The sequence below is a fragment of the Streptococcus mitis genome, assembly GCF_022137125.1.
Classification (GTDB): domain Bacteria; phylum Bacillota; class Bacilli; order Lactobacillales; family Streptococcaceae; genus Streptococcus; species Streptococcus mitis_CE.
This window is the reverse complement of record NZ_JAKNEQ010000002.1, coordinates 233,232-258,396: the sequence shown is the minus strand read 5'-3', so window position 1 is coordinate 258,396 and position 25,165 is coordinate 233,232. Positions and strand designations below refer to the sequence as shown.

Annotated in this window: 21 protein-coding genes and 1 riboswitch; of the genes, 5 read left to right on the top strand and 16 right to left on the bottom strand. The window is 39.3% G+C overall.

From position 1 onward, the window contains the following. Positions 1–193: 193 nt before the first annotated feature. Positions 194–1,468: a serine--tRNA ligase gene (gene serS / locus L0P31_RS03190; protein WP_000884220.1), complete on the top strand. Its 1,275-nt coding sequence runs from the start codon at positions 194–196 to the stop codon at positions 1,466–1,468. Positions 1,469–1,491: 23 nt separating this feature from the next. Here serS and L0P31_RS03185 read toward each other — a convergent pair whose 3' ends face one another. The 12 genes from L0P31_RS03185 to L0P31_RS03130 form a co-directional block, all read right to left on the bottom strand. Further along, complete coding sequence (locus L0P31_RS03185; protein WP_238095723.1) at positions 1,492–2,391, bottom strand: TDT family transporter; 900 nt, start codon at positions 2,389–2,391, stop codon at positions 1,492–1,494. Between the two features lie 109 nt (positions 2,392–2,500). Continuing rightward, entirely contained in the window at positions 2,501–3,049 is a 549-nt protein-coding gene (locus tag L0P31_RS03180) for a carboxymuconolactone decarboxylase family protein (RefSeq protein WP_004256949.1), read from the bottom strand. 131 nt (positions 3,050–3,180) lie between these two features. Next, positions 3,181–4,503, bottom strand: coding sequence for an alanine/glycine:cation symporter family protein (locus L0P31_RS03175; RefSeq protein ID WP_238095721.1), 1,323 nt, complete (start codon positions 4,501–4,503; stop codon positions 3,181–3,183). 90 nt (positions 4,504–4,593) lie between these two features. Next, positions 4,594–4,682, bottom strand: a riboswitch (glycine riboswitch). Positions 4,683–4,882: 200 nt separating this feature from the next. Continuing rightward, positions 4,883–6,442, bottom strand: a complete 1,560-nt coding sequence (locus L0P31_RS03170; RefSeq protein WP_238095719.1) for a DUF6287 domain-containing protein — start codon at positions 6,440–6,442, stop codon at positions 4,883–4,885. Between the two features lie 140 nt (positions 6,443–6,582). Then, positions 6,583–7,644, bottom strand: coding sequence for an endo-beta-N-acetylglucosaminidase (locus L0P31_RS03165; protein WP_238095717.1), 1,062 nt, complete (start codon positions 7,642–7,644; stop codon positions 6,583–6,585). 54 nt (positions 7,645–7,698) lie between these two features. Continuing rightward, entirely contained in the window at positions 7,699–9,045 is a 1,347-nt protein-coding gene (locus L0P31_RS03160; protein ID WP_238095715.1) for a PspC-like choline-binding domain-containing protein, read from the bottom strand. 172 nt (positions 9,046–9,217) lie between these two features. Then, positions 9,218–9,997: a hypothetical protein gene (locus tag L0P31_RS03155; protein WP_238095713.1), complete on the bottom strand. Its 780-nt coding sequence runs from the start codon at positions 9,995–9,997 to the stop codon at positions 9,218–9,220. Positions 9,998–10,268: 271 nt separating this feature from the next. Beyond that, the gene (locus L0P31_RS03150) at positions 10,269–11,078 is read right to left on the bottom strand and encodes a nuclease-related domain-containing protein (protein ID WP_238095711.1); all 810 of its coding nucleotides are present in this window, start codon (positions 11,076–11,078) and stop codon (positions 10,269–10,271) included. 28 nt (positions 11,079–11,106) lie between these two features. Beyond that, a complete protein-coding gene (locus L0P31_RS03145) occupies positions 11,107–11,565 on the bottom strand; it encodes a nucleotide exchange factor GrpE (protein WP_238095709.1) in 459 nt (152 codons plus the stop codon). Positions 11,566–11,572: 7 nt separating this feature from the next. Beyond that, positions 11,573–12,940 carry a molecular chaperone DnaJ gene (locus L0P31_RS03140; RefSeq protein ID WP_238095707.1) on the bottom strand — a complete coding sequence of 456 codons (1,368 nt, stop codon included), beginning with the start codon at positions 12,938–12,940 and terminating at the stop codon, positions 11,573–11,575. A gap of 12 nt (positions 12,941–12,952) precedes the next feature. After that, positions 12,953–14,491, bottom strand: a complete 1,539-nt coding sequence (locus tag L0P31_RS03135) for an Hsp70 family protein (protein WP_238095705.1) — start codon at positions 14,489–14,491, stop codon at positions 12,953–12,955. A 9-nt stretch (positions 14,492–14,500) separates the two neighbouring features. Further along, the gene (locus L0P31_RS03130) at positions 14,501–15,028 is read right to left on the bottom strand and encodes a hypothetical protein (RefSeq protein ID WP_033686457.1); all 528 of its coding nucleotides are present in this window, start codon (positions 15,026–15,028) and stop codon (positions 14,501–14,503) included. A gap of 205 nt (positions 15,029–15,233) precedes the next feature. Here L0P31_RS03130 and L0P31_RS03125 point away from each other — a divergent pair, with 205 nt between their 5' ends. After that, entirely contained in the window at positions 15,234–16,163 is a 930-nt protein-coding gene (locus L0P31_RS03125; RefSeq protein WP_238095703.1) for a helix-turn-helix domain-containing protein, read from the top strand. Between the two features lie 51 nt (positions 16,164–16,214). On the opposite strand, the gene L0P31_RS03120 is transcribed toward L0P31_RS03125, so the two are convergent. The 3 genes from L0P31_RS03120 to zapA form a co-directional block, all read right to left on the bottom strand. Then, a complete protein-coding gene (locus L0P31_RS03120; RefSeq protein ID WP_238095700.1) occupies positions 16,215–18,551 on the bottom strand; it encodes an endonuclease MutS2 in 2,337 nt (778 codons plus the stop codon). Positions 18,552–18,653: 102 nt separating this feature from the next. Beyond that, positions 18,654–19,202, bottom strand: a complete 549-nt coding sequence (locus tag L0P31_RS03115) for a CvpA family protein (RefSeq protein WP_004256956.1) — start codon at positions 19,200–19,202, stop codon at positions 18,654–18,656. Continuing rightward, complete coding sequence (gene zapA, locus L0P31_RS03110) at positions 19,199–19,501, bottom strand: cell division protein ZapA (protein ID WP_000002019.1); 303 nt, start codon at positions 19,499–19,501, stop codon at positions 19,199–19,201. Before zapA ends, L0P31_RS03115 begins: the two co-directional genes overlap by 4 nt. An 86-nt stretch (positions 19,502–19,587) precedes the next feature. Here zapA and rnhC point away from each other — a divergent pair, with 86 nt between their 5' ends. The 3 genes from rnhC (at position 19,588) to recD2 (ending at position 23,688) form a co-directional block, all read left to right on the top strand. Then, the gene (gene rnhC, locus L0P31_RS03105; protein WP_238095698.1) at positions 19,588–20,469 is read left to right on the top strand and encodes a ribonuclease HIII; all 882 of its coding nucleotides are present in this window, start codon (positions 19,588–19,590) and stop codon (positions 20,467–20,469) included. A gap of 3 nt (positions 20,470–20,472) precedes the next feature. Next, positions 20,473–21,087, top strand: a complete 615-nt coding sequence (lepB, locus tag L0P31_RS03100; protein ID WP_004245100.1) for a signal peptidase I — start codon at positions 20,473–20,475, stop codon at positions 21,085–21,087. 234 nt (positions 21,088–21,321) lie between these two features. Continuing rightward, a complete protein-coding gene (gene recD2 / locus L0P31_RS03095) occupies positions 21,322–23,688 on the top strand; it encodes an SF1B family DNA helicase RecD2 (RefSeq protein WP_238095696.1) in 2,367 nt (788 codons plus the stop codon). 152 nt (positions 23,689–23,840) lie between these two features. Here the strand turns inward: recD2 and tig are convergent, their stop codons facing one another. Further along, on the bottom strand, positions 23,841–25,124 hold the full coding sequence (gene tig / locus L0P31_RS03090; RefSeq protein WP_000116485.1) for a trigger factor: 1,284 nt from the start codon (positions 25,122–25,124) through the stop codon (positions 23,841–23,843). Between the last annotated feature and the right edge of the window lie 41 nt (positions 25,125–25,165).

Genomic DNA, 25,165 nt, shown 5'->3' with positions numbered 1-25,165 from the left:
CAACGGATAAGTAGGTTATCTTCTTCTTTCAGAAAGTCTGCGGGTGCTGCGAGCAGATAGGAGGGATAGGTGAAATTCTACCGTTAGTAACAATTGCATACACAATCAAGTGCACACCTGTGAAGTTGGATGGAACCGTGGCCCTGCCACTCCAACGCTTTGTCAGGTGTGCTTTTTTCATAAAGGAGTTCTTATGTTAGATATCAAACGTATTCGTACAGACTTTGATGCTGTCGCAGAAAAATTAGCTACACGTGGTGTAGATGCTGCTATCTTGAATGAGATGAAAGAAATCGATGCTAAACGTCGTGACATCTTGGTCAAGGTTGAAACTTTAAAAGCAGAACGTAACACAGTTTCTGCTGAGATTGCCCAAGCTAAGCGCAACAAGGAAAATGCAGATGACAAGATTGCTGCCATGCAAACTCTATCTGCTGAAGTCAAAGCCTTGGATGCTGAATTGGCAGAAATCGATGCTAAATTGACAGAATTTACCACTACTCTTCCAAATATTCCAGCTGATAGCGTTCCTGTTGGGGTTGACGAAGATGACAATGTGGAAGTTCGCCGTTGGGGTACTCCACGCGAGTTTGATTTCGAACCTAAAGCTCACTGGGATCTGGGTGAAGACCTTGGCATCCTTGACTGGGAACGTGGTGGTAAGGTAACAGGAGCTCGCTTCCTCTTCTATAAAGGTCTCGGCGCTCGTTTGGAACGTGCTATTTACAACTTTATGTTGGATGAACATGGAAAAGAAGGCTACACTGAAGTCATCACACCTTACATGGTTAACCACGATTCTATGTTTGGTACTGGTCAATATCCAAAATTCAAGGAAGATACTTTTGAATTGAGCGACAGCAATTATGTCCTCATTCCTACAGCTGAAGTTCCTCTAACAAACTACTACCGTGATGAAATCCTTGATGGTAAAGACCTGCCAATCTACTTCACTGCTATGAGTCCTTCATTCCGTTCTGAGGCTGGTTCTGCTGGTCGTGATACTCGTGGCTTGATTCGTTTGCACCAATTCCACAAGGTTGAAATGGTTAAATTTGCCAAACCAGAAGAATCTTACGAAGAATTGGAAAAAATGACAGCCAATGCTGAAAACATCCTTCAAAAACTTAACCTTCCATACCGTGTCGTTGCTCTCTCTACTGGAGATATGGGCTTCTCAGCTGCCAAGACTTACGACTTGGAAGTTTGGATTCCAGCACAAAATACCTACCGTGAAATCTCAAGCTGTTCAAACACAGAAGATTTCCAAGCCCGTCGTGCCCAAATCCGTTACCGTGATGAAGCAGATGGCAAGGTAAAATTGCTCCACACCTTAAACGGTTCTGGACTTGCAGTTGGACGTACAGTGGCTGCTATTCTTGAAAACTACCAAAATGAAGATGGTTCTGTGACCATCCCAGAAGCACTTCGTCCATACATGGGTGGAGCTGAAGTTATCAAACCATAAAAATAAGGCCTAGCTATTTCTAGCTAGACCTTTTTTCGTAACCAAATCAGATAAGCGCCTAATACAAAGAATAAAATAGTTAGACAAATAACGGTTTCAGCCACTACCAGATAATCCAGAAATGGGAGTTTCAAAATTCCCTGAGACATCTTGAGCGCGATAGCTGTGCTAATGGTTGGGAAGGTTAAGGCTGAGAAGGCTGGTTGAAAGCCTTGTTTTAAAATATTGGGCAGGCGAGTCAAAACAAAGAAAAAGAAGGATTGGGAAGCCAAGATCATGACAATCAAGCCCCAAGTCGGTAGGCTGGCTCCTCCAACTCGAACTAGGGAAGCCAAGAGTAGAGAGAAGGGAGCACAGTAGATTCCTTCTTGCCCAAGCAAGGCTAGTGGGAGCGGATGTTTCTTTAAATCGCTATAAATAAGCGGGTAGAGATAGAAGGTCAAGAGAAATCCAAAAATCAAGGTCACATAGGCAATTTCGATGATACCTACGAGAGGATAGGTCAAGGCTGCCACTGCTATCCCCACATAAAGCACCGTCCAGCTGGGAGTAGAGTTTACTCTCTTACATGGATAGGCAAATTTAATTGTAAAAATAACAATCAAGGCCCAATCCAAGAGAAAAGAAAACCACCAGAGTCCTTGCGCTACTATTGGCAAATGAGGGAAAATGCGAAAGACATAAGTCGATAAAATCATCCCAGCCATGGGAAAGGTCCCCATTCCTGACAAAAGAGGAGGCTTAGTCAATTCTTGCTTGGTTTCCTTCCAACTAAACAAATGCAAAATCAGAAAGTAAATCCACAAAATCAAACCTGTCAGACTAAGCAGATGGGACAGAATCGGTAACGTATCTAACATAAGATTTCCAGCTCCTGCCAAACCTAGCAAACAACCAGAAAATACCAAGGGGAGTTTTTTCATCTTAACCTCCAATAATCATGTCAGCTTCAGTATAGCATAAAAGTGCTTAAATGAGGGGATAAAAAAACGAAGTCCGATTATTTCAGACTTCATTTTACTCAGATATGAATTAAGCATAAGGTTGCAATTCTGGATTAATTGGGGTATTAGCTAGGTTGTTGGCATAGTTACAAAGGCTTGCTAGGCTGACACCAAGAACCACATCCAAGGCATTTTGTTGGGTGTAGCCAGCTTCTAAAAATTCAGATAAGGCTTCATCTCCTACACGACCCTTGGTATTGATAACCGCCAAGGTAAACTTAGCTAGGGTGTCCAATTTAGGATCTGTTTCAATTGGAGTACGATTGCGGAGGGCTTGCAAAAGGTCATCATTCATCTGGATTTGTTTGATTGAAAAGGCTGTGTGACCTGCGACGCAGAAGGCACAACCATTGGTTACGGCTGCTGTGATTTGCACCACTTCACGCTCAACGGGTGTCAAGCTGTTGCGACGGTTGATAGCTCCGACAGTACGGTAAGCCTCTAAAGCAGTCGGTGCATTAGCCAAGAGACCAATTAGGTTAGGAATATAGCCATTGTTATCTTTTTCTACTGTTTCAAGAACTTCTTTCACTTCTGCTGGTGCTGATTCGACTGTATGGATTGTAAATGTTGTCATCATAAAACCTCTTTTCATTTTGTTGAAATCTAGTCTATCACAGATTCTATACCGTGTATAATATATATTTTAAATTGCACTGATAGAAATTTTTTATGAAAGCAAAAAATCACACGAGATGTGTGATTCCATTATTTATTAAAATACTTTTTAGTTTCAGCAATAACAACTGGAGATAAAACTAAGAGGGCAATCAAGTTTGGTAGAGCCATCAAGGCATTGACAATATCTGCGATAATCCAAACCATATCCAACTCGATAAATCCTCCCAACAAGACCATGAGTACAAAGACCACACGGTAGAGCCAGATAAAGCGAACCCCAAAGAGGAACTCGAAACAACGTTCTCCGTAATAGTTCCAACCTAAAATCGTTGTAAAGGCAAAGAGAACAAGGAAGATTGTTAAGAGGGCAGGTCCAAAGTGTGAAAAGACTGTTGAGAAAGCAGACTGAGTCAAAACCACTCCATTCAGGTCACCACTCCAAACACCAGTTACCAAGATGGTCAAACCAGTCAGAGTACAGATAATGAGAGTGTCAATAAAGGTTCCAGTCATGGAAATCAAACCTTGCTCTACTGGTTCATTTGTCTTAGCCGCAGCAGCTGCAATAGGAGCTGAACCTAGACCAGACTCATTTGAAAACACACCACGCGCCACACCATTTTGAATAGCCATTCGAATGGTAGCACCGGCAAATCCACCGACCGCAGCAACAGGACTAAATGCTGATGTCAAGATTAAAGCGATTGTGGCAGGGATTTTTTCGATATTAAAGAAAATAACTGTAAGAGTTCCCAAAATATAAATGATAGCCATAAAAGGAACAACGGTAGTTGAAACCTTTGAAATGGACTTGAGTCCACCAAAGACAGCAATCGCTACAAAGACAGACAAAACGAGAGCGGTGATGGCTGGCGAAATAGCCGTTGTATTTTGGATAGATTCTGTAATCGAGTTGACTTGGGTAAAGGTCCCGATTCCTAATAAAGCTACTAACACACCTGCCAGAGCAAAGAAGATAGCAAGGGGACGCCACTTTTCTCCCATCCCTAGAAGGATATAATGCATTGGTCCCCCCGCCACTGCACCATGGTCGTCCTTAGTACGATATTTAATCGCCAAAAGTCCTTCTGCATACTTGGTAGCCATCCCAAAGAAAGCAGCCATCCACATCCAAAAGAGGGCTCCTGGACCACCAACCTTGATAGCCGTCGCCACCCCGATAATATTTCCCGTACCAACTGTCGCTGCTAGGGCTGTACATAGTGCCGCAAAGCTGGATACATCGCCATGCCCCTTATCCTTGGTAAAAATAAGCTGGAAGGCCTTAGGCAAACGCAAAACCTGCAAAAGTCCTAGACGAGCAGTGAGATAAATCCCTGTTCCGACCAATAAAATCAAGAGGGGAGGACCCCAAGCAAAAGCATCGATTGATTTAAGCAATTCTAACATTCTATTCTCCTATCTTTTCAACCCCAAAAGAAAGAGCACATGTAAGATACATGTACTCTGGAATGCTTAGATAAATGCTAAAAAGCGGTCTATCCTAGCTCTGTCCTTTTACCTGAGAGTTTGAGCAGTTACCTGCCTTGCCCCTTCGGTGCCTTTACGGTCTCTCCAGAGTTCCGTCCATTTACAGTCATGGAAAATCAAACGATTCTCCACTTCTATTAAACTTCATTCGGTGTTGGTATTTAATTGATTCTTATTTTACAAAAAATGTTGGCTTTTGTCAATGGATTTTGGGAAAATCTTATTTGACTTTGTAGAAGAAAGGTTGAGCATTCCCATGTGCGTGAGGTGCTATTATTTAAATCAATCTGTTTCACTCTTATTCTACACGATATAAGAATTGTTCTGGTTTATTATGTACTGGAAATGAAGCACGATAGAGAATTCTATCTTTACTAATATCAGAAGCGTCTGATATTAATCCATCCATTGATGTCTCATCAGGTATTCTAACACCTGCTGGTATGAATTGAATAAAGACTCCAAAAGATGGACCTGAATAGCGAGCTCGTAGAAAATCATTGACTATTTCTGATTCTGCAAGGTCAACTTTAAAATTCTCTGGTTCTATCAATCCCTCTTTACTAAAGACTAAGTCTTCTCCTCCGTGACCATTACTCCATCTTCCTTCAATACTAGAGAAATCTCCATTTTTTATGGCGTTAATATCCATTTTCCCAGAAGTATTTTGATTTGATGAAGAGGCTGTTGCAGCAAATTTTTCTGTTACAGATTTCCAAGTCAGACTAGATAGATTCATTCGAGCACCAGGACTGACTTCATCCTCTGTCTTAGCTTCTTTAACCTTCTCTAGTTTGTCCCCACTACTATTCAATTTCCAAATGGTATGAATGGTCTGTGGATCTCCTGCGAACGGATTCCACTGGGTATAGAGATTACCATTTTCTAATAGATAGGCCTTGAAACGTGTTCCAAGCATCTGCATTTTATTTTCAGCATTGGTGAGGCGAATAACTTTCTGATCTTTGAGTGTAAAAATATCTAAAATCTCACTACCATTTTTCGAAGAGACAATCAATTCATCAATACCATTTTTATCCATATCAACCATTGTATAGGTAAAGGCTTGACTGCGTTCTGCCATCCCTGCATAGATATTAGCGGTTAGATTGATAGTATCCTTAACTTCTGATTTATGGTCTAGAAGAAATTCATAATCCTTCAAAATGCTATTATAAGGACTATAATCTACGATTGGTTTAGTTTTCTCTGTCCCCTTGTCTGCACTGCTCCCGCTAGGAAGTTTATCTGAAACTGATTTCCAGCTTAAAGTCTCCAGAGAAATGGGAGAACCGACCCCAAGATCCGCTAGTTCTTGAGCTTCCTTAGCCTTTACCAAAGACTGCCCATCTTCACTAAATTGGTAGTGAGCATAGATGTGACTCGTTGCTGTACCAGCCCCACGATAGAGCAGAGAATTATCTGGCAAGATACCGACTGTCATTCTTTCACCAATCTGGTCTAAACGATTTTCTTGATTGGTCAAACGAATCACCTTTTCGTCTTTCAGCGTACGGATATCAAGCAAACTCTTTTCGCCACTCTTCATTTCAAGAGCAAGCAAGAGTTCATCCACTCCGTCATTATTCAAATCTGTCTTGTGGTAAACCACATCTGTATAAAAGCCTTGAGAAGACTTTACTTGACTAGCCAGAGGATTGACATCCATACCTGTCGCTAAGGTGCCTTTCGCTACTTTTTCATAGTCATCCAAAACTTTATTATAGTAACTGTAATCTATCTCTGGACTTGCTACTTCCTCGGATACTGGTTCAATAGTTTTGTTCCAAGGTAGATACTGACACCCTCCTAGAACTAGTGTCAGTGAAAGTGTTGTAGCTAATAATAACTTTTTCATATTACTCCCTTATCTAAGAGAAAGGAACCAGCCTATGCCAATTCCTTTCGCTATTTTTAGTGTATCAAAATGTTACCTATTCGCAAATTGTTTTCTATTTCTATTTATTTGTTATAAGCCATTTCTCACAAACTATCATTCTAGCGAACCCACTTACCTGAGCCATCTACTTGGTAGCCATCTGGGGTACGTTCGTTAACCGCCATCTTACCATTTGACTTGAGATAGTAGTCGCCTACCCATGTGTTTCGAGCATAGCTTCCTTCTGATGTTAGATAATAGTAAGATTGGTAGCTACTATCATAGATCCACTCACTCTTAGCCATTTTACCATCTGATTTGAGGTAGTAGCTTCCAGCCCAAGCATTACGCGCATAGCTACCCTCTGCTGTCAAGTAATAGTATGATTGATAGTTATTGTCATAAATCCACTCGCTCTTAGCCATGTAGCCACCTGACTTGAGGTAGTAACTTCCAGCCCAAGCATTTTGAACAAAGTTACCTGAAGCATTTAGGTAGAAGTAAGAATTGTACTGGACATCAAAAATCCATTGATTAACTACTTTCACACCTGCTTTGTAGTAAGATGAACCTGACCAGCCAGTCTGACCTGAGTTAGAGTTAGTAGATTGTTTTGGAGTTTCAGTAGTTGTTGGTGTTGTAGATGATTGTGTTGAAGATACTAGACCAGCAAATTTACCGTCTTTAATACTAAAAATAGGAGATTCTCCTTTGTATTGATGACGAAGCTTAGTTTGAGGATCAATATAAAATTCACTTACATAGGCTTCATATTTGTATTCACCATCAGGAATCGAATCATATAAATAAGAGTCGTTGCTACTTTTTGTTAAATCGTAGGATCTTAAACTAACTTGTGCTCCAGTATTATCATCTACAACCTCTTTTGTTTTAGCGTTAATAAGTTTCGTTCTTACAAAAATATAATCTTGCTTACTATTCCAATTATTAACAAAATTAGGATTAACACTATCAGTTGAAAAAGTGACCGAAACGCCACGATTGTTATCATAACCAACCAAACTTAGATTGACCTTGTGATCAACATTACCAACTGCAACGATGTCATCAGCCTGCACTGTCTGCGCTGAAAAAGGTAGAACTCCTGCTGTATCAATTGTTGACAATACTCCGACTGTTGAAAGTGCCAAAGCACATACTAATAATTTCTTTTTGTTCATGTTATTCATTTCCTTTATTTTTTAATCTTTATTTGTTTAAAGCGCAACATTTATCTATCCGACAAAACGATGATTCTTTACACGAAAGACAACAGATTGTCCATCGTATATCTTGCCATCTTGTCCTTTTCCTTTGATAACAAAGCGATAACTTCCATCTGGAGTGGCACTAAAGAAGTGACGAGTTTGAAAGGCACGTAGACTTGGATTATAGGTCACAGTAAACTGAGTTTGTGTAGAAACTGAACCTGTATTTGCATCAACTAAGGCAAAATCATAGTCTACTTTATAAGATGAAGATGGAGTACTAGGTAGAGCGATATCGATATAAGTCATAGCATCATTGACATGGTAAAGGCTTATGCCTAATGATGTTGCTTGTGAACTGCTAGCTATAGAAGTCGTTCCCTGAGAGCGATTCCACTTGCCTGAGCCATCAACTTGATAACCATCTGGGGTACGTTCATTCACTGCCATCTTACCGTTTGACTTGAGATAATAGTCGCCTACCCAAGTATTACGAGCATAGCTACCTTCTGATGTTAAGTAATAGTAAGAACTGTAGTTATTGTCATAAATCCACTCACCCTTAGCCATCTTACCATTTGACTTCAAATAATAGTTACCTGACCAAGTGTTGCGAGCATAACTACCTTCTGATGTCAAATAGTAATAGGATTTGTAGTTGTTATCATAGATCCATTCACCTTTAGCCATCTTACCATTTGACTTGAGATAATAGTTGCCCACCCAAGTATTGCGGGCATAGTAGCCATCTGAGGTTAAGTAATAATAAGCTCCATAGTTCTTATCATAGATCCACTCCTTCTTAGCCATGTAGCCACCTGACTTAAGATAGTAATCACCTTCCCATGCATTTTGAACATAATTACCTGAAGCATCTAGGTAGAAGTAGGAATTATAGTTCTTATCGAAAATCCACTTACTGGTAACTTTAGTACCATTTTGGTAGTAGGACGAACCCGACCAGCCATCTTTTTGACTTGTTGTTGATTGGTTAGAAGTCTTTGGAATTGAGGCAGCTGTTGTTTTACCAGTCAGCTTCTTAACAGCATCTTTAAACTCTTCTACAGTCCCCTTCCACTCTATGTAATTTGCACCAGATTTATTCTCATTAGCTATATAGTTGCGATTAGATTCTTCGAAATAAGATAATTCTGGAGTAGTTTTTGTAGCAGAAATAATAGGACGATTGACAGTTCCCTTCCAATTTTTAAAGACTTCTGAATCCTTCGGAACAAGAATATAGTATTTTGCAGCTGTAGTCAGCGTTTGTTCATCCGCTCTAACTGTTGATACAAAGAAAGGATTTGTATCACTTGTTGTAGTAGCAAGACCCACCGCTAAAACAGCAGAAGCGAGTAAAATGTATTTTTTCATCAACAATCTCCTTTATATTTTTATTGTTTACGGTTATAGCATGGTATGGACTTTACCATATTGACGAAAAGAGTATCTGTGTTTATACTTTATTTGATTTTTAAACTAACTTTTTATGAAAGAGAAGCTAGACTTAGGCTTTCTCATATTAAAGTAAAGATTTTCTATTTTATCATTTCCACCTACTCGTCAAATATGCCTTTTCTCCTATTGTCCAGTTTTGATCATAAGGATCTACTGACCATTTTGTTGCCAGTAAAAAAAATGGAAACTTACTGTAACCAATTTGAGCTTCTACTAGATCGGTGGTCGTATTATACCTTCTATCTCGTTTCCACTTACCAATTTTTTGACTTCTATTCCTATTCCAGATAAAAAGTTCCTCTGGAAGTGCATAAATTCTACCATCATGAGAACTCCCTTTCATTACAGGATAAAGGTACTGATGCAACTGATATTCACATCTCTTATTTAAGAGCCAATATCCTAGAATCATATAGAAGGGATTTATCTTTTCAAGAGGTAAGATAATTGGCAAAGGTAAAGCATTACTCACATCCACTGGTTTTGTAAGATACATTAACCATAACAATAATGATGAAAAATAAACTATAAATGTATGTAGTGGTATTCTATTCAAAACAATCATATAGAATTTGTAATTCTTTATCTGTATCAAACAACGTCTTACATTAATACTGCCCACAATTATTTTATATAGAAAAATCACACAGAAGATAGGTAAAAAAATATATACAAAAATTAAGAAAGATGTTAAAACGATAAACTCAGCTATTCCAATAACAGCTGGATATTGAACTTTATATGTTTCAAAATCCTTTAATACAATGAACCATGGAGCGATAAAATACAAGCACGAGAATATTAGTAAAGCAATTTTTAAATAGAAAATATTCAAGAATTGACTTAATTTTAAAATGTTTGTTCTCATATAAATTCCAGCTCTCCTATCCATCCAATTTATCGTTTCTTAAAACCATGACAATCTTCAAGCAGAATCCCCCCTATATTTGTTTAATAATTTGTAGGTATATATTAATCTAAACTGATTAAAATAATTTCTAATACTTCCTTCTACTTCCTTAGAAATATTTTACTGGATTGTATAAGTTCTAGTAAATTCAATTCGGCTCATATTATTCTTGAAATATAACTCATATAAAAAATCTATAACATCAAATCCTTTATTGTTTTTACATGATTTAGCGTTTCAAAAGCAAATTAAATGTCTGCCGAATCATCTGTCCACCAATTGTATCCCTAAACTTATCTTCCCTAGATAACTCATCTAACATCTCTTCTAGACTAACAGCCTTAATATGGCCTGGCCAAAAGACATTATCCAATCTACCTGCACCCTTATAGGTAGGCATCAAGACAACACGTGTTTCCAAGCGATAATATTTTAATAAATTTGCAAATTTATGGGAAAAGCTTTCTTCTGCATAAGACATGTTAGGGGACATTTTTTTAGGTCTGCCTATTTGAGCTCCTGTAGCACTGTCTATAGTGTACAATAAACCATCCGCTTCTCTATAAATCACATTTCCTGAAGCATAAAATTTTAAATCTACTAACCAAATTGTAGATCCAGAAACAATAACACAATCAATATCTGCATCTACCCTTTCATCTTCTAAATTGAGATTGTGAACAGACCAAAAGGTAACTAGTTTTTCTAAAAGCCCCTTTTTTTGTAATGCTTTAGCAAAATTGATTTCACCCTCTTGACCAAGATTAACTGCAGATTCATCGAATCCTGATTTATTCAATCCTTTTCCAGGTTCTCCAAACATCAATTCATGCTGATAAAGTTGATAATTCTTAAGCTTTTGTGGCTCAAATCCTGTCATTTTACCATTATGAGTTGCCTTGGAAATACTGGGAAGTTCACTATGTTTAGGTGTAGAAGGAGTAGGTGGTTCTGGAGAAACCTTAGCATTCTGTCTTCTGCCCCAAAGAAATCCTAATATAAAATATAGTATACTTCTGCGATGCTTAAAAAAGCGCAACAATTTCTCCACCTCCTAAAAAAATACCTTATTTAGCAATAGTCACTTTACTTGGTCTAAGAACCCTATTATTTAACAAATATCCTTTTTGCAATACTTCAACAATATTATTTTCACTTTGTTCATCAGCAGCTGCTACTGTATTAACAACCTCATGCATACTTGGGTCAATCATACCACTATTATCAATAACTTGTAATCCATTCAATGAAAGAATTTGCAGCAGTTCTTCAGCAATTGAAGTAAGCAAATCTGATTTTTCTTCAGATGATTCAATACGATCAATAACTTGAAGAATCTGTTTCATAAATGGAGCAAATTTCTCACCCTTATCTAAATCCTGTCTATAGATTAAATACTGCTTCAGTTCTTCAATCAGACTATTTTTTGCTTTATCTTCTAATAAACGGCGTGTAATTAAAGATTCAATATCTTCAACTTTATCTACGATATACGAAACTTTTTCATGCAATACTTCTTCACTCATAAAAACTTTATCCTTTCTTTCTTCTATTTATTTGCCATCCTTTAGGGTAATTGTAATACAAGACAATATTTGATAACAATGCCAAACTTAATGCGTTACTAATCCAAAAGCTATTTACAAACTTATCAAAGAAACCACTCAAAAACCAATTGGCTGCAAAAACTAAGATGAACATGAGACATCCCATACCTTGTGAATGGCGTGTTGTGGCATAATTGATATAATTTTTATTTTCAATAAATTCATTGTAAAAATCATTATCTCTAATTTTATTCTCAATACCTAAGCTTTGTGCCTTGGCCAAGTACGCTTCTGCAATTCGAACACGCGCCTTATTATCTAAAACTGCTTTATTTTCATATCTTGTTCGATCGATATATTTTCTAAAGAAAGCTTCGACGTCTGTATCAGGTGCTTTTTTCATACGCTCTATCGTAATATCTAATAGTAACTTAAAATACACTTGCTGGAAATCGTGATTGTTACTATAGCGTTCGTTTAAGGTATCTAAATAATTCTCACACTCATCTTCAGATTTCAAAAGAAGAATACCTGCATAGTGTAGTTTATGCTCTAGTGAATCCGAAACATCTACTAATTTCCTTGCAAAATTATAGGCTTCCTCATTATCTCCAATTTCTCTATAAGAGCATGATAAAAGGTAATAAATATATTCTTCATTATTTTTATTTTCTTCTAAATAATGATCATACAGATATCGAACATCTTTTGCTGCCTGTTTATACTGATCAAATAAAAATAGAGATCTCCCCTTTTTCAAAAGATAAAAGGAATTATTAGATAGTTCAAAAGCTTCCTGATAGTACTGAATTGCAAATTTTTGTTGATCTTTTTCACAATAAACATCACCTAACAAGGATAAGATATCTGCATTTTTAGGTCTCAATCTATTAGCTTCACTAATAGCTAGCTCTGCATCTGATAACTTTCTATCTTCGAGGCTAATCATAGCCTTAAAATACCAAACATCCGCATCATTTCGATTTATTTTTAAGGCTTCTTCGATGTAGGAATAAGCTAATGATTTCTTTCCTGAATAGAAGGCCTGCCTAGCAGAATCAAGATAGCTTGAATTTGAATGATTAGTTGGAGTCGAATCAGGGACTCCTTCAGAACTTTGTTTAGAAATTTCTAATTCCCTATCATATTTTTGTCTGGTTTCTTCACTTTCAAATACTTTTTCTGCCTGTGCAATGACTTCCATCTTTCTCTCAGCCATTGATCTTTGATCAATATTTGGTGAACCTGTCAACTGGCGATAGCGTCTTCTATTTGACTTGATACTTTTTTTAACATCATCTAATGAACTTGTTTCTGAAATCCCTAACTCTTCATAATAGTTTATGACCGACATTGTGTTCCTCCTCTAATCAATAGTTAAATCTTTTATTTTACGACTAGCTACTTCTACAGCACTTTTATCGAGATTTGCTTGTCTCTCTACCTCAAAAGTTCCCAATAAGTGATTATCCGAATCATGTACCTCTACAAATACTGTTTGATCAACATCATAATGATAAGTTACCTTCAAAACCGTTCCTGCTGGCCAGTCACCTGGTAATTTAATGGTACTCTCTCCTATAACCGTAACAAATTGTGGATCCTCGTCATCCCCTTGAGTAACCTCTACTAACACATTTTGTTGATTATCTACAACTGTTGAAAAATACTCAGAGTACTTGTTCGGTACCTTGGAATTTTTAGGAATAATAATTGTATTTCTTTTCACACCATTCGAAAGTGCCAAAGTTCCCAAGGCTTGAGAAGTGATATCCGAAACAACTAACTTTTCTGCTAATCCACGAACTGTTTCACTAACATCTGCACTTTCTGATTTATTAGCAATTTCCAATGCTGCCTGAATAGCTGCTCCTTGTGCTACAGCTTCATCTGGATTAATAGAATATACAATCTTCTTCCCAATTTTCTCTTCCAATTTTCTTTGTACCATTGGCATTCGAGTTGAACCACCTATTAATAGTACTTGGTCAATTTCATCCCATGACATTCCAGATTCTTCAACAACATCATCTAACAGCTCCTCTGTACGATTCATTAGACTTTTTGTTGCTTCTTCAAATTCTACACGTGTTATAGGAATTTTATAACTTTTTCCTTTATAGTCGAGAAAGACATTTGTTTTTTCTACAGTTGTTAGTCCTCTCTTTGTATTCTCTGATTTTTCACGAAGTAAGGCAGTAAAATGTTCATCCGTATAAATATCCTCTGCTCCCTGTTCTTCCATCTTTTCAGCAATAATCATTGATAAGGCGTTATCAAAATCAAACCCTCCTAGATTACGATCTCCATCGGTGGCAATAACATCAAACTCGCCATCTTTTATTTTCATTAATGTGACGTCAAAAGTTCCACCACCTAAATCGTATACCAATACTGTCTCATTTTTTTCTGCTGATATACCATATGCAAGTGCAGCGGCTGTCGGTTCATTTAAAACTCGTAAAACATTGAGTCCAGCAATTTCTCCAGCATGTTTCGTTGCTGTTCTACGAGCATCATCAAAATAAGCTGGAACAGTTATTACAACATCCTCTACCTTGTCACCAAGTGCATTTTCTGCTCCTTCTTTTAATCTTTTTAAAATGATTGCTGAAATTTCCTCTGCTGTATAAACAGTATCACTAGGAGAATCAAACTTCCAGTTTGGATTTCCCATCTGTCTTTTGACATACTGTACAACTGCTTCAGGACGACTTGCTGCCAAATTTTTAGCTTGAATACCAACAAGTGGTTCATCTTTCCCATCAAAATCCTGAAAGAATACAACAGATGGAGTTAAATTTTCACCATCTTGATTCAATAAAATTTGTGGTTGTCCAGTCTCTGATAATACAGATACTGCTGAATAAGTCGTTCCTAAATCAATTCCAATTGCTTTACTCATATTTCACTCCTAATCATTATTTGATTTAAACTGTGTTAGTATTTCTGTTAAAAACTCACAGTATTTTAATTCTGCATCAATCTTGCTCTGATTTTTCCCCAAAGTTCTAAGACTGCTAACTGTTAAATTACTAAGTTGAGCTCCTAATTTCTGACCCAATGACAAATCCGATTCTCTAATTGCTTCCCTGAATCTTTTATTATCTTCTGATATGTAGTATTTTTTTAATTGTTTACTCTCACCTAAAGTATCTATAGTCAGAAGCTGTACTGATCCTTGGTTTTTTAAACGAAAACAAAACTTTACATAGTCTTTCTGGTGATTTGGGTGTGAAATAACTAGACATTCTTCAATCTCTTTATTAAACAAACCACCGAGTTTTATTTGTTCTTCATCAATTTTACAAGGAAGATCAAACTCTTTTGCTTTTTCAACAATTTTCGTCTTACAATATTCTAAATCTAATCTAGGATTATTCTCATCGGAATAATATCTCCATTCATCTATATAACTTTCCAATTCTTTGTATTTAATCATCAACAATCTCCTTTAAGATTTAATTGTTTACGGTTACAGTATAGCATGCTATTTACCTTATTTACGAAAAGCGTATTTATATTTACCTTTATTGAACAATTACCCCCCCCGAAAAAACGTAACTATAATTACTTTTTTCTTAAAATTACCTTAAAAATTGGTAGAATTATGATAGAATAGAAAAAAGGACTCGAGGAGCTTTAGGATGCAAGATGAAAGTATTTATGGATTAGTCTATAAGGCTATTCGTGAGGAGAGAGGATTTACACAAAAGGAAGCTGCTGGGACTACAGTGACTCCTCACTTTTTACGTCAGTTTGAACAAGGGAAATCTCGAATAACCATTCAAAAATTTGAAGAGATTCTTTCTAATATTGGAATTGATAAAGAGACCTTTGATAGTCTCAAAACGCAGATGTTTCCAACTGAATTTCATAAATTACAGGCTCAAGTTGCTGATTTGGCCTATAAGCGTGAATTTAAAAAGATCATTAGTTTGATTAATCAACCCATGGAAAATCCTGGGATCGCTGAACACTATGTGATTGCCAATCGTGTAGTCAATAAATTTGCTATCGCAAACATCATTGGCAATTCTTTTCTGACTCCAAAAGATTATCAAGAATTAGAATATATCAAGAACTATCTGAGTGAATTGGACGACTGGAACAAAATTGAGGTCAATATCTTTTCATCTATCCTGCCTCACTTTTCAATCGAATTTTTAGATTACAGGCTCTACCACTTATTAGATACTCTAAAAAAACAGACTGAATACCATTCAATCCGTACTGCTGACTACTATATTGCCTGCTTAAGAACTGCTATCAAGCATTACTCTGTTAATGGTTACTATGATAAGGCTGAGAATTTAGCAGTGAAAACCTTGGAAGTGATTAATGCTTTCCCTCTACTGAGTACCAAGATGACAGAGATGATTAGCATTTCCATGGAACGTGCTAATAATTTTCTCAGACAAGACGATGTCAGAGGTCTAGAGCTTGCTAAGCATATCTTTGCCAGTCTTGATAACTTTGAAAAGGTCTATCCAAATCAACTTCTGACTCGAATGAGAGAGGATTTCTTTGTTACTGTCACACAGCTCAATCACACTGGACAGCCTTTAGATATCTAGTCTAAAAATCAAAAAAAGCTTGAGGAATCATGTATTTCCTCAGGCTTTTTCTTATCCTTTAAAGGTCACAATAGTCGCACCACTGCCTCCAGCATTTTGTGGAGCATAGCCAAAACTCTTGACATGTTTGTTTCTTTGTAGGTATTTGGTGACACCTTCACGGATGACACCTGTTCCGATACCATGAATGATATCAACTTGAGCCATATTGTTAAGCAGGGCTTGGTCGATAAAGGCATCTAGCTCATTCATAGCCTCTTCATAGCGCTTGCCTCGAAGGTCCAGTCTGGCTCGAGGTCCTCGCCCAGAAGTTCGTTTCACAACATTGACCTGTTTCTTCTTGACTTGCTTTTCTTGCTGGGCTTGAACAAGGTCAAACTCTTTCTCTTCCAAAGTCATCTTAATCAAGCCAACTTGGGCTTCCCAGCGGCCATCTTTGAGTTGACTGGTCAAGGTACCACGCTGTCCATAACTGAGAACAACGATATCATCTCCCACCTTTGGAGCACGTTTTTTCTTGGCCTTTTGAAGAACCTTGTTTTTAGATAGGTCTACTTTTTCAGGAGCCAATTTTTTCAACTTGGCCTTGGCTTCAATGATTTCGTGGGGTTTGAGTTGAGATTTACTGTGGAGATTCTTGAGAATCTGGTCACTCTCACTTAGGGCCATGTCCACAATCTCAGCAGCCTGTTCACGCGCCTTGTTAAGCTCAGTTTCCTTTTCACGATTGAGCTCGTTGTAGAGTTTTTTGAGAGCACGATTCATCTTGAGATTTTCTTGCTCCACCTCACGGATATTGTCCAAGCGTTTACGGCTTTCCAGCGTCTGCTCTTCCAGTTGCTCAATAATCCGATTGACATCATTGTCCTGATCGACCTGCTGGCTGGCATCCCCTACAATAACTTCAGATAGGCCTAGACGTTTGGCAATTTCAAAGGCATTGCTTCGGCCAGGCACACCCTGCATAAATCGATAGGTCGGGCGAAGAGTCGCAGTATCAAACTCCATGCTGGCATTTTGCACAAAGGCTGTCTCTATACCATAGGCCTTGAGCTCCGGATAGTGGGTAGTCGCCATGGTCTTGACCTGACGCAGGCGAAGGTCCTCCAGAATAGCCATGGCAAGGGCGGCTCCTTCTTGAGGGTCTGTACCAGCCCCCAACTCATCCAAGAGTAAGAGTGAATGTTGATTGACCTTGCCAAGAATATCCACAATATTGGTCATGTGACTAGAGAAGGTAGACAAGCTCTGCTCAATAGACTGCTCATCGCCAATATCAGCAAAGATTTCTTCAAAAATACCCACACGACTTCCCTTGTCTGCTAAAATCGGCAATCCTGACTGAGCCATAACCTGTGTCAAGCCCAGAGTTTTGAGCATGATGGTCTTACCACCTGTATTGGGACCTGTAATGACAATGGCTGTTAAATCTTGGCCAAAATGGACATCATTTGCGACCGCATTTTTGACCAAAGGATGGCAGACATGGAGCAGTTGGATCTCCTGATTTTCTGATAACTTAGGAACGACCGCTTGCCTCTCTTGGATAAAACGAACCTTGGCACGAATCAAGTCTAGATGACCGATAATCCAAGCGTCATTGGCAATCTCAGCCGCATGAGGGCGGACACGCTCCGAGATTTCTTGGAGAATGCGAAGCATTTCATAACGCTCATCTGCTCTCAGACTAGCGATTTCTTCGCTCAGTTTGACCACCTCACGGGGTTCGATATAGACGGTGTTTCCGCTGGCAGAAATATCATGAACAACACCTGCAATCTTATTACGGTAGGTGTTTTTGACTGGTAAAACCTGACGACCATTTCTGCTGGCAACGATTCCTTCTGTCAACATCTGCGCTTTTTGCTTGAGCAGGTCCTGTAAAACATCTCGTACTTGACTCTCGCTATCATGGATTTTTCGACGGATGCGCGCCAATTCTTCACTGGCAAAATTTTCAATGAAACCTGCATCATTAAAGGCTTGGAGATTTCCTTGTAATTGCGGAAAATCATGTAATTTCTCAAACCAAAGAGCTAATTCTTCCAAGCTGACATTTTCCAGATTGGCATAAAAACTTTGCAGTTCTCGGCTGGAAAGAAGTACACGCTTCAAGAGTAGGAACTCCTCGATATTGAGGTCCGCCCCCATTTCCAACCGCTTGCAGACTCCTGCAATTTCCTTAGTTGAGAGAATCGTGAAATGCGGTTGCTCAACAAAGAGTGCCTGCATTTCCTTCATCTCAGCAAAAGCCTGTTTGATTTTATCCGCTTTGGCAGTCGGAGCCAGCTGTCTCAGTTGATTCAAGCCCTGCTCTGTCAACAAATGAGGTTCAAACAAGGCCTTGACCTTATTGAACTCTAATGTTTCTAATATTTTCTTATTCATCTTTATTTCCTTGTCTTTGAATGTCTAGGTGTAGTAACTTTTTACATTCTGATAGATTCTAGTCAATCTGTAAACAAAGGGCTAGGAAAATTCCTGCCCTTTTTATCCGATTAAATTTGTCACCCAGATTTGTTTGAGCCAACTGGTTGTTACCGGTATGCTCTGGATGATGTGTTTTGCGACGATACTCTTTTCAAGAGGATTTTGTATAGCTGCCATGGGAATGGTCGCCAAGATGGTCAAGGTCATTTGCAAGACAAATAAGGTCACCAACATGGACAAGATACCTGCTGAAACTTGGAACAACTTGCCACCCAGTTTTTTACTAGGAATCAAGTGCAAGAGGAGACCAAGCAAACGACCAATGCTATAGACAATCCCAAATACAAGCAAGTAGCCGATACCTGCATAAAAGACCTTATCCAATTGAAAGAGTTGATCCGATGGGAAAAAGAAAGTTCCCTGACCTTCCTGCGGATTTGCATAAGGGACCAACAAATGAAATTGTTCTCCAAGCCCCTTATAAAACTGGCCAGCCACAAAAGCAGATGCCATAGCTGAAATCAGGTAATAAACCTGTAAGAGCAGGCCTCTCCGATAGCCGATATAAAATCCCCAAGCCAAGACCAATAGAAGAAGGAGTGAAATCATAAGGAATCCTCAATCTTGCTCTGTTCTTGCTTACAAGTCACAAGCTTGTGACGGAGTTCTTCTAATTCTTGCTCCTTATCATCAAATTCAATCTCACGGCTGAGCTGAGTTGATAAACAGTTGACCGCCAACAAAAGAGCGATGGTTTCATCGTCTGCACTAGGCATTTGTTCTTTAATTGCTTGGTATTTTTCTGTCGCAACCTTAGCGATTTCCTCCATAAAGAGATTATCATGTTCGCTTGTCAAGGTTAATGATTTTTTCCCGAATGTAAATTTGAATCGATTTAGATTTGCCATAAAATTCACCTCACGATATTATACCAAAATTCGCTAATTTTGTCAGTTTTTACAAATTTGCCTGCTTTTGTGGTACAATAGAAACTATGGCAAGTATAACACTCACACCAAGCGAAAAGGAGATTCAGGCTTTTCTTGAACACTATCAAAGCAGTCTGGCTCCCAGCAAGAATCCCTATATCCGCTACTTTTTGCGACTACCTCAAGCAACGGTTTCTATCTATACTTCTGGAAAGGTCTTGCTTCAGGGTGAAGGAGCTGAGAAATACGCCAGTTTCTTTGGCTATCAAGTTGTAGAGGAAACCAGCGGACAAAATCTCCCTTTGATTGGGACAGATGAGGTTGGAAATGGTTCCTACTTTGGTGGACTTGCAGTTGTGGCTTCCTTTGTCACACCTGACCAGCATGATTTCTTACGAAAACTCGGTGTGGGAGATTCTAAAACTCTGACCGACCAAAAGATCCGTCAGATTGCCCCTATCCTCAAAGAAAAAATCCAGCACCAGGCACTACTTCTCTCACCAAGCAAGTACAACGAGGTCATCGGAGACCGCTACAACGCTGTTTCTGTTAAGGTAGCCCTCCATAACCAGGCTATCTATCTCCTTCTTCAAAAAGGCATTCAGCCTGAGAAAATTGTGATTGATGCCTTTACCAGTGCTAAAAATTATGACAAGTACTTGGCACAAGAGGCCAATCGTTTCAGCAATCCTATCAGCTTAGAAGAAAAGGCTGAGGGCAAATACTTGGCTGTCGCAGTTTCTTCTGTCATTGCGCGTGATCTCTTTCTGGAAAATCTTGAAAATCTGGGACGAGAACTGGGCTATCAACTTCCAAGTGGAGCTGGAACGGCTTCTGACAAGGTAGCTAGCCAGATTTTGCAAGCCTATGGTATGCAGGGACTCAACTTCTGCGCCAAACTGCACTTTAAAAATACTGAAAAAGCGAAAAAACGCTTAGAAAGGTAAGTTATGAATTCATTTAAAAATTTCTTAAAAGAGTGGGGATTGTTCCTCCTAATTCTGTCATTACTAGCTTTAAGTCGTATCTTTTTTTGGAGCAATGTTCGCGTAGAAGGGCATTCCATGGATCCTACCCTAGCGGATGGCGAAATCCTCTTTGTTGTCAAACACCTCCCTATTGACCGTTTTGATATCGTGGTTGCCCATGAGGAAGATGGTAATAAGGACATCGTCAAGCGTGTCATCGGAATGCCTGGCGACACCATCCGTTACGAAAACGATAAACTTTACATCAATGACAAAGAGACGGACGAACCTTACCTAGCTGACTACATCAAACGTTTCAAGGATGACAAACTCCAAAGCACTTACTCAGGCAAGGGTTTTGAAGGAAATAAAGGAACTTTCTTTAGAAGTATTGCTGAAAAAGCCCAAGCCTTCACAGTTGATGTCAATTACAACACCAACTTTAGCTTTACTGTCCCAGAAGGAGAATACCTTCTCCTCGGAGACGACCGCTTGGTTTCGAGCGACAGTCGTCACGTAGGTACTTTTAAAGCAAAAGATATCACAGGGGAAGCTAAATTCCGTTTCTGGCCAATCACCCGTATCGGAACATTTTAAGAAATCGAAGAGGCCGAGAATCACCAATCTCAGCCTCTTCTTCTATCGTAAGAAGATGATTATTCTCTACCCAGTCTAACTAGGATAGAAACAAAGTTATACTCAATGAAAATCAAAGAGCAAACTAGGAAGCTAGCCGCAGGCTGTACTTGAGTACGGCAAGGCGAAACTGACGTGGTTTGAATTTGATTTTCGAAGAGTATTAACTCTCACCTATTTATGCAAAGGAATCTTATGGAAGTTTATTTTTCAGGAACCATTGAACGGATTATTTTTGAAAATCCCAGCAATTTTTATCGCATCCTCCTCCTAGAAATCGACGATACAGACGCAGAGGATTTTGATGATTTTGAAATCATTGTCACGGGTACCATGGCTGACGTGATTGAGGGAGAAGACTATACTTTTTGGGGGCAAATTGTCCAGCACTCCAAGTATGGGGAACAACTGCAAATCAGCCGTTATGAACGCGCAAAACCAACTAGCAAGGGCTTGGTTAAGTACTTTTCAAGTAGCCATTTCAAGGGGATTGGTCTCAAGACTGCTCAGAAAATTGTGGATACCTATGGCGACAATACCATTGACGAAATTCTGCAACACCCAGAAAAGCTAGAAGGCATTGCAGGGCTCTCTGCCAAAAATCGTGAGGCTTTCGTCTCCACTCTTCGTCTCAACTATGGAACAGAGATGGTTTTAGCCAAACTAGCCAACTACGGCATTCCCAATAAATTAGCCTTTCAGATTCAAGACTTTTACAAGGAAGAAACCCTTGATGTGGTTGAAAATTATCCCTACCAACTGGTTGAGGATATCAAGGGCTTGGGCTTTACTATTGCTGACCAACTAGCGGAGGAACTTGGCATCGAAAGTCAGGCTCCTGAACGCTTCCGTGCCGGTCTAGTTCACAGTCTTTTTCAGGCCTGTATGGAAACAGGGGATACCTATGTTGAAGCACGAGATTTGCTAGAACAAACCCTTACTCTCCTTGAGTCTTCCCGTCCCGTGGAACTGGACCCCAGCCAAGTGGCCCAAGAACTCTCCTACCTAATCGAAGAAGACAAGGTTCAGCAAATTGATACCAAAATCTTTGATAATAGCCTCTTTTTCGCTGAGGAAGGCATCCGCAGTCACTTGGTTCGTATCCTTGAAAAAGGAAAACAGAAGAGCCAAGATTTAGAAACTATTCAAAAACATATCACTACTGTCGAGCAAGAACTAGGGATTGAGTATGATAGCATTCAAAAACAAGCTATCTGCGACGCTATCCAGAACAAGGTCTTTATCCTGACAGGTGGGCCCGGTACTGGTAAGACAACTGTTATCAATGGGATCATCGCTGTTTACGCCCTTTTAGAAGGACTTGACCTCAGGAAAAAAAGCAACCTGCCAATTCTTCTTGCCGCTCCAACTGGACGAGCAGCTCGACGCATGAACGAATTAACAGGCTTGCCTAGCGCGACCATACACCGCCACTTAGGAATGACAGGCGACGATGATACCAGTCATCTGGAAGATTATCTAGATGCTGACTTTATTATCGTGGATGAATTCTCCATGGTGGACACTTGGCTGGCCAACCAACTCTTCTCCAACATCTCTTCTAACAGTAAAATCCTCATCGTGGGCGACAGCGATCAGCTACCGTCTGTCAGTCCCGGTCAAGTTCTAGCTGATCTGCTTCATATTTCCTTGATTCCTCAGACTCGCTTGGAAAAAATTTACCGACAAAGCGAAGAATCAACCATCGTCACCCTAGCTAGTCAAATTCGACAGGGAATCTTGCCAGCTGATTTCACCCAGAAAAAAGCAGACCGTTCCTACTTTGAAATTGCTAGTGGCCATATTCCAGCTACGATTGAAAAAATCTTAGGCGCTGCCCTCAGAAGTGGTATTCCTGCCCGTGATATCCAAGTTCTGGCTCCCATGTACAGAGGGACGGCAGGGATTGATGCCATCAACCAGCTCATGCAAGACCTCCTTAACCCACCACAAAAAGACCAACTTAGTTTTGAAGCTCCCCAGTGCCATTATCGTAAGGGCGACAAGGTCATTCACCTGGTCAATGATGCTGAAATTAATGTCTTTAATGGAGATTTAGGAGCCATCACAGACCTGATTCCTGGTAAATACACCGAGTCGAAACAAGACGAGATTGTCATTGATTTTGACGGCAACGAAGTCTCTTACCCACGTAACGAATGGTACAAGATTCGCTTGGCATATGCCATGAGTATCCATAAATCGCAGGGAAGTGAGTTCCCTGTTGTTATCCTACCTATCACCAGTGCTAGCAGGCGTATGCTGGAGCGCAATCTCATCTACACAGCCATTACACGCGCCAAAAGCAAGCTTATCTTACTAGGCGAATTACAGGCCTTCGACTATGCTACCCAACATATCGGAACTGCCCGAAAAACCTATCTGATTGAACGTTTCAGTGATTTATTGGAGAATGTTGAAGAAAAGCAACAATCTATCTCTGAAACTGCCACATCAAGTGACTCTGAACAATCCTACATCCTGACAGAAGAAAACTGGGACAGCATCCCAGCCATGATTGGGATTACAGAGGCAGACCTCAAAGAGATTTTTGGAAAATAGTGCATAAGAAAACCCACCAATTCAGGTGGGATTTTTGTTTATTAATACTCAATGAAAATCAAAGAGCAAACTAGGAAGCTAGCCACAAGCTGTACTTGAGTACGGTAAGGCGACGCTGACGTGGTTTGAAGAGATTTTCGAAGAGTATAAGATTATTTAACTGTTGCTGTGCTTGTAATCAATTCAACAGCTTTTTTAATTGTGATGTCGTGTTTCAACATATCAGCTGAAAGCAAGCTTTGTACTTGAGCAACTTCCATGTTGTAGTCTGCTGCCAATTGCTCAACTTCTTTTTGGATTTCTTCTTCTGAAGCATCAAATCCTTCAGCTTTGGCAACTGCTTCGATAACAAGGTTAGTCTTAGTACGTGACTCAGCTTCTCCCTCGTATTGTTTGTGAAGATCTTCTTGAGTAGTTCCAGTGATTTGGAAGTACATGTCAGGGTTGATACCTTGACGTTGCAAGTTTCCAAGGAATTCATTAACTGAACGGTGAACTTCTTCGTGGATCATTTCTTCTGGAAGTTCTACGATTTCAGCGTTTTCTACAGCTTTATCGATTGCTGCTCCTTCAACTGCATCTTTGTATGCTTCTTCTTTAGCAGCAGCCAATTCTTTGCGGTATTTTTCTTTCAATTCAGCAAGTGTTTCAACTTCTTCATCGATGTCTTTTGCAAGCTCATCGTCAAGAGCTGGAACTTCTTTAGCTTTTACTTCGTGGATAGTTGTCACGAATTTAGCTTCTTTACCTGCAAGATCTTCTGCTTGGTAGTCTTCTGGGAATGTTACGATAACATCAACAGTTTCACCAGCTGAGTGACCTACCAATTGGTCTTCGAAACCTGGGATGAATTGACCTGAACCAAGTCCAAGTGAGAAGTTTTCACCTTTTCCGCCATCAAATTCAACACCGTCGATAGAACCAACGAAGTCGATGACAACAGTGTCGCCGTTTTCAGCAGCAGCTTCTTTGATAACCAATTCAGCCAAGTTGTTGCGTTCGCGTTCGATACGCTCTTCAACGTCAGCGTCAGTTACTTCTTTTTCTACATCTACTGATACTTCAAGGTTTTTGTAGTCACCCAATTTTACTTCAGGTTTTGTAACAACTTCAGCTGTGATAACCCAATCTTGACCTTTTTCCATTGAAGTTACATCAATTTTTGGTTGAGCAACAACTTCAAGACCAGCTTCTTTTACAGCTGCTTCATAAGCGTTTGGCAAAAGAGCGTTCATAACGTCTTGGTAAAGTGACTCTTCACCAAATTTTTTGTCGAAGATAGGACGTGGAAGGTGACCTTTACGGAAACCTGGAACATTAAGAGATTTCTTCACTGAGTTGAAGACACGGTCCAATTCTGGTTTGATTTGGTCTTGAGAGATAGTGAAAGTCAAGACACCACGGTTTGTTTCTTTGTTTTCAAATGATACAGACATTCTGTCATTTCTCCTTAAAATTTTTTAAATACAGTCTATTA

Excerpts from the sequence above, each read along its gene's own strand:
- L0P31_RS03175 (WP_238095721.1), bottom strand. The coding sequence starts at position 4,503 with ATGTTAGAATTGCTTAAATCAATCGATGCTTTTGCTTGGGGTCCTCCC.
- L0P31_RS03145 (WP_238095709.1), bottom strand. The coding sequence starts at position 11,565 with ATGAGTGAAGAAGTATTGCATGAAAAAGTTTCGTATATCGTAGATAAA.
- L0P31_RS03185 (WP_238095723.1), bottom strand. The coding sequence starts at position 2,391 with ATGAAAAAACTCCCCTTGGTATTTTCTGGTTGTTTGCTAGGTTTGGCA.
- tig (WP_000116485.1), bottom strand. The coding sequence starts at position 25,124 with ATGTCTGTATCATTTGAAAACAAAGAAACAAACCGTGGTGTCTTGACT.
- L0P31_RS03180 (WP_004256949.1), bottom strand. The coding sequence starts at position 3,049 with ATGACAACATTTACAATCCATACAGTCGAATCAGCACCAGCAGAAGTG.
- L0P31_RS03160 (WP_238095715.1), bottom strand. The coding sequence starts at position 9,045 with ATGAAAAAATACATTTTACTCGCTTCTGCTGTTTTAGCGGTGGGTCTT.
- recD2 (WP_238095696.1), top strand. The coding sequence starts at position 21,322 with ATGGAAGTTTATTTTTCAGGAACCATTGAACGGATTATTTTTGAAAAT.
- L0P31_RS03125 (WP_238095703.1), top strand. The coding sequence starts at position 15,234 with ATGCAAGATGAAAGTATTTATGGATTAGTCTATAAGGCTATTCGTGAG.
- L0P31_RS03140 (WP_238095707.1), bottom strand. The coding sequence starts at position 12,940 with ATGTCGGTCATAAACTATTATGAAGAGTTAGGGATTTCAGAAACAAGT.
- zapA (WP_000002019.1), bottom strand. The coding sequence starts at position 19,501 with ATGGCAAATCTAAATCGATTCAAATTTACATTCGGGAAAAAATCATTA.
- rnhC (WP_238095698.1), top strand. The coding sequence starts at position 19,588 with ATGGCAAGTATAACACTCACACCAAGCGAAAAGGAGATTCAGGCTTTT.
- L0P31_RS03135 (WP_238095705.1), bottom strand. The coding sequence starts at position 14,491 with ATGAGTAAAGCAATTGGAATTGATTTAGGAACGACTTATTCAGCAGTA.
- lepB (WP_004245100.1), top strand. The coding sequence starts at position 20,473 with ATGAATTCATTTAAAAATTTCTTAAAAGAGTGGGGATTGTTCCTCCTA.
- L0P31_RS03120 (WP_238095700.1), bottom strand. The coding sequence starts at position 18,551 with ATGAATAAGAAAATATTAGAAACATTAGAGTTCAATAAGGTCAAGGCC.
- L0P31_RS03155 (WP_238095713.1), bottom strand. The coding sequence starts at position 9,997 with ATGAGAACAAACATTTTAAAATTAAGTCAATTCTTGAATATTTTCTAT.
- L0P31_RS03170 (WP_238095719.1), bottom strand. The coding sequence starts at position 6,442 with ATGAAAAAGTTATTATTAGCTACAACACTTTCACTGACACTAGTTCTA.
- L0P31_RS03165 (WP_238095717.1), bottom strand. The coding sequence starts at position 7,644 with ATGAACAAAAAGAAATTATTAGTATGTGCTTTGGCACTTTCAACAGTC.
- L0P31_RS03130 (WP_033686457.1), bottom strand. The coding sequence starts at position 15,028 with ATGATTAAATACAAAGAATTGGAAAGTTATATAGATGAATGGAGATAT.
- serS (WP_000884220.1), top strand. The coding sequence starts at position 194 with ATGTTAGATATCAAACGTATTCGTACAGACTTTGATGCTGTCGCAGAA.
- L0P31_RS03115 (WP_004256956.1), bottom strand. The coding sequence starts at position 19,202 with ATGATTTCACTCCTTCTTCTATTGGTCTTGGCTTGGGGATTTTATATC.